The sequence below is a fragment of the Delftia sp. RIT313 genome, assembly GCF_000632165.1.
Classification (GTDB): domain Bacteria; phylum Pseudomonadota; class Gammaproteobacteria; order Burkholderiales; family Burkholderiaceae_C; genus Comamonas; species Comamonas acidovorans.
This window is the reverse complement of the sequence record NZ_JFYT01000115.1, coordinates 1-11,430: the sequence shown is the minus strand read 5'-3', so window position 1 is coordinate 11,430 and position 11,430 is coordinate 1. Positions and strand designations below refer to the sequence as shown.

Genomic DNA, 11,430 nt, shown 5'->3' with positions numbered 1-11,430 from the left:
CGGTAGCGATAGCAGCCGTCAGGGTCGTCTTGCCGTGGTCCACGTGACCGATGGTGCCAACGTTGACGTGCGGCTTGGTACGCTCGAATTTTGCTTTAGCCATTTTTCCGACTCCGAAAAAAATCTAAATCACTACAACAGGATTTGGCGCAACCCCATCTAGCGAGCGCACCAGAGATAATGGTGCCCATGGGCAGGATCGAACTGCCGACCTCTCCCTTACCAAGGGAGTGCTCTACCACTGAGCCACATGGGCCTTGAGGCTGCCGAAGCAATCTCAAAAAACTTTGCGCGCCAACTGGAGCGGGAGACGGGAATCGAACCCGCGTCATTAGCTTGGAAGGCTAGGGTTCTACCATTGAACTACTCCCGCACAGATTGACTGCACGTCGCCATCTTTTCAGATGACTTCTCTTCTTCACCATTACTGGTGGAGGGGACTGGATTCGAACCAGTGTAGGCGTAAGCCAACAGATTTACAGTCTGCCCCCTTTAGCCACTCGGGCACCCCTCCGAAGAGATTTGAATTCTAGCACCGTTTTTTTCGTCAGAAAAATTTCAGTGCATTTTTTTCTCAGGCCACCTGGGCGATCCAAGAAAAATTGTGGTGCGGCTGGCGGGGATCGAACCCACGACCCTTGGCTTCGGAGGCCAATACTCTATCCACTGAGCTACAGCCGCTCAGGGCATCGCTGCCCTGCACAAGCCGAGCATTGTCGCATGACTTTGCCCCGGCACGTCCAAGCCCCCAGGACCCGGCGCTATTGCGCCTGCGGCACCGTGAAGCCCAACCCCCGCAGGCAGACGTCCACCGCCTGCGCGCCCACCTGCTTGAGTTCGAAGGCCCTTCCCAGCAGCCAGCTCTGCAACAGGCCATCGAACATGGCGCACAGCGCGATCGAGGCCTGGGGAGCCGGCATGGACATGGTCACCGCATGGCTTTCGGCAGCCGCGCGCAGCGCCAGCTCCAGTTGCGCGGAAAAAGAGTCCAGTGCGGCACGGTTGCGCTCCTGCACAGGCATGAGCTCGCCCACGTATTCCACCTTGAGCAGCAGGATCTCGAAGACGCGCCGCGTGCTGTCGTCATCGGCGATGCGCCCGAAGACCACAGCCATCAGGCGCCGCACATATTCCAGTGCATCGCACTCCGAATCGTCCTCGCAGTCGCCCTGGGCCGCCTGCTCCAGCGGGAGCGTGACGCGGTCCAGCATGGCGTAGAAGAGATCCAGCTTGTCCTTGAAATGCCAGTAGACCGCACCGCGCGTGGCGCCGGCTCGCTGGGCAATCTCGTTGAGCGAGGCCCGGGCGACACCCTGTTCGTAGAACACTTGCTCCGCAGCGTCCAGCAGACTGTTGCGCGTTGCAAACGCATCTTCTTTCGTTCGTCGTGCCAAGATGTATTTCCTTCCATCGTTGAGCCCGGCCATGCCACGCTACGCCATGCTTCGCGCCGCCTTGCAGCAACAGCGGTCATTATACATTCATGTATGTATGTATAATCCGCGACTTGCCCGTGGACACGGGCGTTCCGGATAGCGCTGACCGGAACGTCAACATCGTTATTTGATTCAGCACAAGGACCCATCATGCCCAGCACACGCAGCAATGTGTCAGCCGCTCCGTCCCCTTACAGCAGTCTGCGCCTCACCACCGTGGCCCTGGCCGTCACTGCCGCAATGGCCATGGCGGCCTGCGGGAAAAAGCCCGAAGAACAAGCTGCCGCGCAGCAGCAGATGCCCGCCGTGCCGGTGGGCGTGGTGGTCGCCACCCCCGCCGACGTGGGCCTTGTGACCGAACTCCCTGGCCGCGTGGATGCGCGCCGCGTGGCCCAGATCCGCGCCCGCAGCGCCGGCATCGTGCAGGAACGACTGTTCCGGGAAGGCAGCGATGTGAAGGCCGGCCAGGTGCTGTACCGCATCGATCCCGCACCCTACCAGGCCACGCTGCAAAGCGCCAAGGCCACGCAGGCCCGCGCCGAAGCCAACCAGGCGCAGGCACTGGCGCAGCTGGAACGCTACCGCCCGCTGGTTGCCGCCAACGCCATCAGCAAGCAGGATTTCGTCAACGCCGAGGCAGCCTACAAGCAGGCCCAGGCCGATGTGGCGGCCGGCAAGGCGTCGGTGCGCACGGCCGAGATCAATCTGGGCTACACCAACGTCACGGCCCCCATCTCCGGCCGCATCGGCCAGTCGCTGGTGACCGAAGGTGCGCTGGTCGGCCAGGGCGAGGCGACTCCGCTGGCCGTGGTCCAGCAGATCAATCCTGTCTATGTGAACTTCACCCAGTCGTCCAGCGAGGCCTTCCGGCTGCGCCGCGCGATGGAGCAGGGCAAGCTCAAGAAGGCCGATGGTGCCGAGGCTGCCAGCGTCGAGGTGCGCCTGGACGACGGCACGGCCTATGAACTCAAGGGCAAGCTGCTGTTCACCGACCTGACCGTGGACAGCTCCACGGGCCAGGTCACGCTGCGTGCCGAGGTGCCCAATCCCAAGGGATTGCTGCTGCCCGGCATGTATGTGCGCGTGCGCATGGAGCAGGCCCAGGCGTCCAACGCCATTGCCGTGCCCCAGCAGGCGGTGACGCGCACCGAAACCGGCGACACCGTGAGCGTGGTCAGCGACGACGGCAAGATCACCAAGCGGCAGGTGAAGGTGACCACGGCCCAGAACAACCAGTGGCTGGTCAGCGAAGGCCTGCAGGCGGGCGAGAAGGTCATGGTCGACGGCTTCCAGAAGCTGCAGATGCTGCCGCCCGGCACGCCGGTCAAGCCCGTGCCCTGGCAGCCCGAGGCCGCAGGTGCCCAGAAGCCGGCCGGCGCGGCAGCGCCAGCCCCGCAAGCCGCAGCCGATGCCAAGCCTGCGGACCAGGCAGACAAGAAGTAATCAAGGGGCTCAGCAATGGCCAAGTTCTTTATCGACAGACCGATCTTTGCATGGGTCGTCGCGCTATTCATCATCGTCCTCGGTGGTATCGCGCTGACCAAGCTTCCGATCGCTCAATACCCCAAGGTGGCTCCTCCGGCCATCGTCATCAACACCGCCTATCCAGGCGCGTCCGCGAAGGTGCTCGAAGACAGCGTGCTGTCCGTGATCGAGCGCGAGATGAACGGCTCGCCCGGTCTGGTCTACATGGAGTCGGTGGCCCAGGCCGATGGCACGGGCAGCATCACCATCAGCTTCGAGGCTGGCACCAACGTGGACCTGGCGCAGGTGGACGTGCAAAACCGCCTGTCACGCGCCACGCCGCGCCTGCCTGCGTCCGTGACGCAGCAGGGCGTGCGCGTGGACAAGGCGTCGTCCAACTTCCTGCTGTTCATCATGCTGTCGTCCGAGGACGCCAAGGCCTATGACACGGTGGCCCTGGGTGACTACGCCTCGCGCAACATCGTTCCCGAAATCCAGCGGGTGGCCGGCGTGGGCCAGGCACAGCTGTTCGGTACCGAAAAGGCCATGCGCATCTGGTTCGATCCCGCCAAGCTGCAGGGCTACAAGCTCTCGGCCGAGGACGTGACGGCCGCCATCCGCAGCCAGAACGCCCAGGTGGCCAGCGGCGCCATCGGTGACCTGCCCAACATCACGGGCCAGAAGATCGCCGCCACGGTGACGGTGATGGGCCAGCTGTCTTCGATCGGCCAGTTCGAGAACATCGTGCTGCGCGCCAATCCCGATGGCTCCACCGTGCGCCTCAAGGACGTGGCCACCATCGAGATCGGCGGCCAGGCCTACGCGACCTCCGCCCGCCTGAACGGCAAGGATGCCGTGGGTATCGGCGTCCAGCTGACGCCCAGCGGCAATGCGCTGGCGACCGCCAAGGCCGTGCATGCGCGCATGGAAGAGCTGCAGAAGTTCTTCCCCAAGGGCGTGAAGTACTCCATTCCCTACGACAGCTCCAAGTTCGTGAGCATCTCCATCGAGAAGGTGGCCCACACGCTGCTGGAAGCCATCGTGCTGGTGTTCCTGGTGATGTACCTGTTCCTGCAGAACTGGCGCTACACGCTGATCCCGACCATCGTGGTGCCCATTGCGCTGCTGGGCACCTTCGCGGTCATGCAGGCCGTGGGCTTCTCGATCAACGTGCTGGCCATGTTCGGCATGGTGCTGGTCATCGGCATCGTGGTGGACGACGCCATCGTGGTGGTGGAGAACGTCGAGCGCATCATGAGCGAGGAAGGCCTGCCGCCGCGCGAAGCCGCGATCAAGGCCATGGGCCAGATCTCGGGCGCCATCGTGGGCATTACGCTGGTGCTGATCGCGGTGTTCATACCGCTGGCCTTCTTCGCGGGGTCCACCGGCAATATCTACCGGCAGTTCTCCATCGTGATGGTCGCCTCCATCAGCTTCTCGGCCTTCATGGCGCTGACGCTGACACCGGCCCTGTGCGCAACGCTGCTCAAGCCCGTGGAAGCCGGTCACCACCACGAGAAGAAGGGCTTCTTCGGCTGGTTCAACCGCACGTTCGCACGCTCGGCCAAGTCCTATGAGGGCTGGGTGGCCCGACTGCTCAAGCGCTCGGTGCTGATGATCGGCGTGTACCTGGCCGTGATCGCGGGCGCCGTGGTGGTGTTCCGTGGCCTGCCGACCTCGTTCCTGCCGACCGAGGACCAGGGCTACTTCATCGTCAACGTGCAACTGCCCCCTGGCGCCGCCAAGGAGCGCACGCTGGAGGTGATGAAGCAGGTGGAAGAAGCCGTGCTGCCGCAGCCCGAAGTGGCCAACATGGTCAGCGTGCTGGGCTTCAGCTTCTCCGGCCAGGGCCAGAACGCCGCCCTCGCCTTCGTGCCGCTCAAGGACTGGTCCGAGCGCAAGGGAGCGAACTCCACGGTGGACGCCATGACGGGCCGCATCATGGGCATGACGTCGGGCATCCGCGATGCCTTCGTATTCGCCGTGAACCCGCCGCCCATTCCCGAACTGGGCAACGCCGTGGGCTTCTCGTTCCGCCTGCAGGACCGTGCCGGCCACGGGCACGATGCGCTGATCAATGCCCGCAACATGATGCTGGGCATGGCCGGGCAGAGCAAGGTGCTGGCCGGCGTGCGTCCCGATGGTCTGGAGGACGCGCCCCAGCTGCGCATCGAGATCGACCGCGACAAGGCCAACGCCCTGGGCGTGGACTTCACCTCGATCAATGCCGCGCTGTCCACGGCGCTGGGCTCGTCCTACGTCAATGACTTCCCCAACCAGGGTCGTCTGCAGCGCGTGATCGTGCAGGCCGATGCTCCGGCCCGCATGCAGCCCGACGACCTGCTGCGCCTGAACGCGCGCAATGCCAAGGGCGATCCGGTGCCGCTGTCCACGTTCGCGACCACCAAGTGGGTCAAGGGCGCCCAGCAGACGGTGCGCTACAACGGCTACCCTGCCGTGCGCATCGAAGGCTCGGCCGCACCGGGCTTCAGCTCGGGCGATGCCATGGACGAGATGGAAAAGCTGGCTGCCAAGCTGCCCGAAGGCTTCGGCTTCGAGTGGACCGGCCAGTCGCGTGAGGAAAAGCTGGCGGGCTCGCAAGCCATCTTCCTGTACGCCTTCGCCATCCTGGCCGTGTTCCTGTGCCTGGCTGCCCTGTATGAAAGCTGGTCCATTCCGCTGTCGGTGATTCTGGTCGTGCCGCTGGGTCTGCTGGGTGTGGTGCTTGCCACCTTGCTGCGCAACTACTCCAACGACGTGTACTTCCAGATCGGACTGGTGACGGTGATCGGCCTGTCGGCGAAGAACGCGATCTTGATCGTGGAGTTCGCCAAGGACCTGCAGGCCGAAGGCAAGGGACTGATCGAGGCTGCGCTGGAAGCCGCCCACCTGCGGTTCCGCCCCATCATCATGACCTCGCTGGCCTTCGGCCTGGGCGTGGTGCCTCTGGTGATCGCCACGGGCGCGAGCTCGGCCAGCCAGCGTGCCATCGGCACCGGCGTGCTCGGCGGCATGATCACCGGCACCGTGCTGGCCGTGCTGTTCGTGCCCACCTTCTTCGTCGTGGTGCGCAAGCTGTTCAAGGGCAAGATCAAATCGCACAACCCGCCGTCCACACCGGCCGGCAAGGAGGCCTTGAGCCATGATTAATCGCAGTACCCCGGTGGCCATCGCCACCGCCCTGCTCCTGGCGGGATGCTCGCTCATCCCCACCTACGAGCGCCCTGCCGCTCCGGTCGCGGCGCAGTACACCCGCGCGAACGCCACCGCTGCGGCGGAAGGCGGCACGGCTGCAGCGCAGCTGCCCTGGCAGGATTTCTTCCAGGACGCACGCCTGCAGCAGCTGGTTCGCACCGCGCTGGACAACAACCGAGACCTGCGCGTGGCCGCGCTCAACATCGAGCGTGCCCAGGCCCAGTACCGGATCACGCGCGCCGACCAGTTCCCGACGGTCGGTGCCGGCGTCAACGCCAGCCGCGCCCCGAACACCACGGGCTCGGGCACCAAGTACGTCAACAGCTACCAGGTCGGCCTCGCCGTCACCTCGTGGGAGCTGGACTTCTTCGGCCGCATCGGCAGCCTGAAGGAAGCGGCCCTGGCCCAGTACCTGGCGACCGAGGAAGCTCGCCGCGCCGCGCAGACCAGCCTGGTGGCCGCTGTGGCCAGCGGCTGGTACACGCTGCTGGCCGACGAGCAACTGCTGAAGATCTCGCGCGACACGCTGCAGACCCGTGAAGAGTCGATCAAGCTGACCAAGCTGCGTTTCGACACGGGCGTGGCGTCCGAGCTGGACTACCGCCAGGCCGTCTCGCTGACCGAGGCTGCGCGCGCCACGCTGGCGCAGCAGCAGCGCCAGCGCGCCCTGGACGAGAACGCCCTGGTGCTGCTGCTGGGCCAGTCCCTGCCAGCGGACGTGCTCGCCAGCCTGGGCTCCAGCCAGGGACTGCGCGACACGGCCGACCTGCCCGCCGTGCCGGCCGGCCTGCCGTCGGACCTGCTCACGCAGCGGCCCGACATTCGCCAGGCCGAGCAGCAGCTGATCAGCACCAACGCCAACATCGGTGCCGCGCGTGCAGCCTTCTTCCCGCGCATCACGCTGACGGGGCAGTTCGGCACGGCCAGCAACGAGCTGTCGGGCCTGTTCAAGAGCGGCAGCTGGGGCTTCACCCTCGCGCCATCCGCCCTCCTGCCCATCTTCGATGCGGGCCGCAATTCGGCCAATCTGGCTGCAGCCAAGGTCGAGCGCGAAGTGGCCATCGCCCAGTACGAGAAGTCCATCCAGAGCGCCTTTCGCGAGGTCTCCGACGCACTGGACAGCCAGGGCACGCTGCGTGACCAGATCATGGCCCAGCGCGCCCAGCTCGAAGCCGAGCAGGCACGCCTGAAGCTGTCCGACCTGCGCTACAGCAACGGCGTGGCCAGCTACCTGGACCTGCTGGATGCACAGCGCACCCTATTCGCGCTGGAGCAGTCCACCGTGAGCGTGCGTCTGGCGCAGCTGCTCAACCAGATCGAGCTGTACAAGGCGCTTGGCGGCGGCTGGACCGACAGGACGGCGACAGCAGCGGCAGCCACGCCGGCTCCCGCGCCCGCGCAGTAAGACCCAAGGCAGGCATCTGCCGCGCCAACCGCACAGAGGTGTTCTCCGCAAGGTGAACACCTCTTTTTCATGGCGCGCGGAAAGCATTTGCCATTTGCTTGATCCATCTCATGGCATATGTGCGCCCCAGGTCAACCCGGGTCTGCGCGCAGTGTCTGCAAGAGGCCCGTCGATATAATTTGTTGTTGACTCACGCCCCCACAACACAAGAGGACTTCATGAGCGCAACCCACACCGAAGAAGCCCATACGGGCCCGATCAAGAACCCCAAGCAGCTGCTGATGGCGGTGTTTTTCTCGTTCGTGGTTCCGGTGTTCGTGATCATCGGCCTCGTGCAATACGTGAGCTCGGCAGACAAGGCCGGCGCCGGCGCTTCCCAGACCGAAATGGCCAAGGCCCAGCGGCTGCAGAAAATCGGCCTCGTGGAAATCCGGGATGCCAATCGCCCGCTGCGCTCGGGTGAAGAAGTCTTCAAGGGCCAATGCGCGGCCTGCCATGCCACAGGTGCCGCAGGTGCTCCAAAGTTCGCGGATGCCGCGGCCTGGGGCCCGCGCCTGGCACAAGGTCTGGAAGGTCTGGTGCACTCGGCCCTCAAGGGCAAGGGAGCGATGGCGCCTCAAGGCGGCGGCGATTTCAACGACACCGAAATTGCCCGTGGCGTGGTCTATATGGCCAATGCCGCAGGTGGCAAGTTTGAAGAGCCCAAGGCCCCGGCCGCAGAAGGCGCTGCAGCAGAAGGTGCAGCGGCACCCGCCAACTGAGCAAGGCCCAGGATGCCTGGCACCAACCGGCTTCGGCCGGTTTTTTCATGCCCGGGCCGGACTGCGCACAAAACCGTAGCGTTGCGGCAACGTCTGTGCCGGCACCTCTTCACAGGCAGGCAGCATGCCGGCGTCCAGCGCGGCAGCGGCATCGACCATGTCCTGCGTATGGACCAGGCCCAGGCCGGAGGGCATGGCCAGATACAGGCGCCCTGTCTCATCCATCAAAACCTCCTTGATGTCTGCGGCCTGCAGCTCTGCCCCTGTGTGGCTGTGCACCTGCAGGCGCTCGCCATCCCAGCGCAGCCGCCATATCCAGGGTGTACTTTCCAGTTCCACATACACGCGCTGGGGACCATTCTGGAAAAACCACCGACCATCAGGCTCGGCAAGATAGTTGCGGGCGATGAAGTCCGCCAGCTTTTCGTTGCGTACCTCCGCGCCCTTGGCTCCCGGGATGCCGCTGTCGAAAGCGCCATAGGCCTGGGCCTCTTCATCGCGCAGATACCAGCGCCCGCGCTCGTCCAGCCCCAGCCAGCCGCTGCAGGCGGGCACATGGGGCCATTTGGCCATGGCCTGCTTCACGATATCGTCCATTGCATTCATCCTTGTTCGCTGTCTGCCAGCCACTGCGTGACGGCCTGCGGCATGCCCAGTACATGCCCTGGCCAATGTCCCTGTGCAAAACCCACATGACCGCCATGCGGCGGTTGCCACAGCGTAACCCGTGGGCCGACCTCGCCTGGCCCTGGCAGGCTGCATGCAGGGACAAAGGGATCGTCCAGCGCATTGAGCAGCAGCGCGGGCACGGCAATGCTGCCCAGCACAGGCTTGGCTGCCGCCCGGCGCCAATAGTCGTGCGCATCGAGAAAGCCATGCACGGGTGCCGTGAACGCGTCATCGAACTCCTTCAGATCGCGCGCGCGCACCGCGGCATCGCGGTCGAAGAGCCCGGGAAATTGCGCCCATTTGACCCGCGCCTTGGGCACCAGCGTGCGCAGGAACATGCGTGTGTAGATCCAGCGGTTCAGACCCTGCCCCAGCGCCATGCCGCCAGCCGCCAGATCCAGCGGCGCACTCACCGCCGCAAGGGCCTGGACCACCTCGGCGGCCTTGTCTGCCTGCAGACCGGCCCAGCGCGCAAGCGCATTGCCGCCCAGGGAAACACCCACCACATGGAGCGGGCGGGAAGACCGTGCGCGCAGGCGGCGCAGTATCCAGTCCACCTCCTGCACATCGCCCGAGTGATAGGCGCGCGGGCCCCGGTTGACCTCGCCGCTGCAGCCGCGAAAGTGCGGCACGGCCATGTGCCAGCCACGCTGCGCGGCCACCCAGGCCATGGCCTGGGCATAGTGGCTGTTCGCCGAGCCTTCAAGGCCATGGAAAAGCACCAGCCATGGCGCATCGGCAGGCAGGGTGGGAGCACCGCCGAAGGCGACATCGATGAAGTCCCCATCCGGGGTATCCCAGCGCTCCCAGCGCCAGGCGGGCGCCGCCTGGCCCACCGGCCAGTGGCGCGCGAACAGTGCCGGCCAGATGGTCTGGGCGTGGCCCCCGGGCAACCAGCGCGCCGCCGTGAATTCGTGCATAAAAGCCCTGTTAGCAGTCCTTGCCACACCGCTGCGCAATGGCCTTTGCCCTACAGGGCAGCAGGCCGGGCGCGCAGCACAATCGCCAGCATTGCGCATGCATCGTGCGCGATACTGTTTTCCATTGTCGCTTTCAGGTTGCCATCTTATGAAACGTCTACTCGCCACGCTTGCCACCGTCCTGGCATTGACCGGCTGCGGCTACAACGACTTCCAGCGTCTTGACGAACAGACCAAGTCGGCCTGGAGCGAGGTGCTCAACCAGTACCAGCGCCGTGCCGACCTGGTGCCCAACATCGTGGCCTCGGTCAAGGGCGAGGCCAATTTCGAGCAGGAAACCCTGACCAAGGTGGTGGAGGCGCGCGCGAAGGCCACCTCCATCCAGGCCACGCCCGAGCTGGTCAACAACCCCGAGGCCTTCAACAAGTTCCAACAGGCGCAGGGCGAGCTGTCCAGTGCCCTGTCGCGGCTGATGGTGGTGGCCGAGCGCTATCCCCAGCTGCAGGCCAACCAGGGCTTCCGCGACCTGCGTGTGACGCTGGAGGGCACGGAGAACCGCATCACTGTGGCGCGCAACCAGTACATCCAGGCCGTGCAGTCCTACAACGTGCTGGCGCGCAGCTTTCCGACCAATCTGACGGCCAAGGTCTTCAGCTACGAACCCAAGCCCAGCTTCAGCGTGCAGAACGAGGCCGAAATCTCCCGTCCGCCCACGGTGGACTTCGGCAACAAGTAAGCCGTGACCATGTCCCTGGTGCCACTGTGGCGCATGCTTTGCGCCCTTGCCCTGACCATGCTGCTGCTGCCCGGGAGCACGCTGGCGCAGGCGCCGCAGCACGTGCCGGCCCTCTCGGCGCGGCTCATCGACCAGACGGGCACGCTGTCGGCCGATGAGGCACGCGCCATCGAAGACAGGCTGCGTGGCATCGAACAGAAGTCGGGCTCGCAGGTCGTCGTGCTGATGGTGGCCACCACCGCGCCCGAGGACATTGCCGCCTATGCCTGGCGCGTGGCCAGTGACTGGAAGATCGGCCGCCGCGACGTGGGCGACGGCCTGTTGGTGGTGATTGCCAAGAACGACAGGCGCATGCGCATGGAAGTGGCCCGCGCGCTGGAAGGCGCGATCCCCGACCTGACGGCCGCGCGCATCATCGACCAGCAGATGGCACCACGCTTTCGCCAGGGGGACTATGCGGGCGGCATCACCGCTGCGCTGGACCAGGTGGCAGCGCGCATTGCGGGCGAGCAACTGCCGGCGCCCTCCTCCAGCCCCCAGTCTTCCAAAAGCCCGGACAGGGGCTTCGACATGGAAGACCTGATGCTGTTCTTCTTCTTCGGCGTGGCCGTGGTCGGCCCCATCCTGCGCTCGGTGCTTGGCCGGCCGCTGGCCTCCGTGCTGGCGGGGGCAGGCGCCGGCATTGCCGCCTATGTGGTGACGGCCAGCCTGCTCGTCGCCGCAGGAGCGGGAGTCGTCGCGCTGCTGTTCACCCTGCTGGGAAGCGGCCGCTCAGGCAGGGGTGGCGGCGGTGGATGGGGCGGTGGTGGCGGCTTTGGCGGAGGCGGCGGCCGCAGCGGTGGCG

9 protein-coding genes, 4 tRNA genes and 1 pseudogene are annotated in these 11,430 nt (G+C 65.4%); 6 read left to right on the top strand and 8 right to left on the bottom strand.

From position 1 onward, the window contains the following. The 6 genes from BW39_RS30755 to BW39_RS29450 all read right to left on the bottom strand — a co-directional run. Nucleotides 1-103: GTP-binding protein (locus BW39_RS30755; RefSeq protein WP_040631438.1), on the bottom strand; the 103-nt coding region annotated here is incomplete at its 3' end. A gap of 78 nt (nucleotides 104-181) precedes the next feature. Next, a tRNA-Thr gene (locus tag BW39_RS29470) sits at nucleotides 182-256 on the bottom strand. Between the two features lie 43 nt (nucleotides 257-299). Continuing rightward, nucleotides 300-373: transfer RNA gene (locus tag BW39_RS29465), tRNA-Gly, on the bottom strand. Nucleotides 374-428: 55 nt separating this feature from the next. Further along, nucleotides 429-514: transfer RNA gene (locus tag BW39_RS29460), tRNA-Tyr, on the bottom strand. Between the two features lie 91 nt (nucleotides 515-605). Further along, nucleotides 606-681: transfer RNA gene (locus tag BW39_RS29455), tRNA-Arg, on the bottom strand. Nucleotides 682-761: 80 nt separating this feature from the next. Beyond that, nucleotides 762-1,394, bottom strand: coding sequence for a TetR family transcriptional regulator (locus BW39_RS29450; protein WP_200871563.1), 633 nt, complete (start codon nucleotides 1,392-1,394; stop codon nucleotides 762-764). Between the two features lie 192 nt (nucleotides 1,395-1,586). Between BW39_RS29450 and BW39_RS29445 the strand changes: the two genes are divergently transcribed. The 4 genes and pseudogenes from BW39_RS29445 to BW39_RS29430 form a co-directional block, all read left to right on the top strand. Beyond that, nucleotides 1,587-2,879, top strand: a complete 1,293-nt coding sequence (locus BW39_RS29445; protein ID WP_043825886.1) for an efflux RND transporter periplasmic adaptor subunit — start codon at nucleotides 1,587-1,589, stop codon at nucleotides 2,877-2,879. Nucleotides 2,880-2,894: 15 nt separating this feature from the next. Continuing rightward, the gene (locus tag BW39_RS29440) at nucleotides 2,895-6,050 is read left to right on the top strand and encodes an efflux RND transporter permease subunit (RefSeq protein ID WP_043825884.1); all 3,156 of its coding nucleotides are present in this window, start codon (nucleotides 2,895-2,897) and stop codon (nucleotides 6,048-6,050) included. Further along, complete coding sequence (locus BW39_RS29435; protein ID WP_043825883.1) at nucleotides 6,043-7,500, top strand: efflux transporter outer membrane subunit; 1,458 nt, start codon at nucleotides 6,043-6,045, stop codon at nucleotides 7,498-7,500. Before BW39_RS29440 ends, BW39_RS29435 begins: the two co-directional genes overlap by 8 nt. Before the next feature lie 218 nt (nucleotides 7,501-7,718). Next, a pseudogene (locus BW39_RS29430) lies at nucleotides 7,719-8,249 on the top strand (c-type cytochrome); the annotation flags it as partial. 57 nt (nucleotides 8,250-8,306) lie between these two features. Here BW39_RS29430 and BW39_RS29425 read toward each other — a convergent pair. Further along, on the bottom strand, nucleotides 8,307-8,858 hold the full coding sequence (locus BW39_RS29425; protein WP_043825880.1) for a DUF2946 family protein: 552 nt from the start codon (nucleotides 8,856-8,858) through the stop codon (nucleotides 8,307-8,309). Nucleotides 8,859-8,863: 5 nt separating this feature from the next. Continuing rightward, nucleotides 8,864-9,850, bottom strand: a complete 987-nt coding sequence (locus BW39_RS29420; protein ID WP_043825878.1) for a YheT family hydrolase — start codon at nucleotides 9,848-9,850, stop codon at nucleotides 8,864-8,866. Between the two features lie 148 nt (nucleotides 9,851-9,998). On the opposite strand from BW39_RS29420, the gene BW39_RS29415 reads away from it, so the two are divergent. After that, on the top strand, nucleotides 9,999-10,586 hold the full coding sequence (locus BW39_RS29415) for a LemA family protein (RefSeq protein WP_012202362.1): 588 nt from the start codon (nucleotides 9,999-10,001) through the stop codon (nucleotides 10,584-10,586). 9 nt (nucleotides 10,587-10,595) lie between these two features. Next, nucleotides 10,596-11,430, top strand: an 835-nt coding sequence (locus BW39_RS29410; RefSeq protein WP_442854820.1) for a TPM domain-containing protein, incomplete at its 3' end; no start/stop codon positions are given.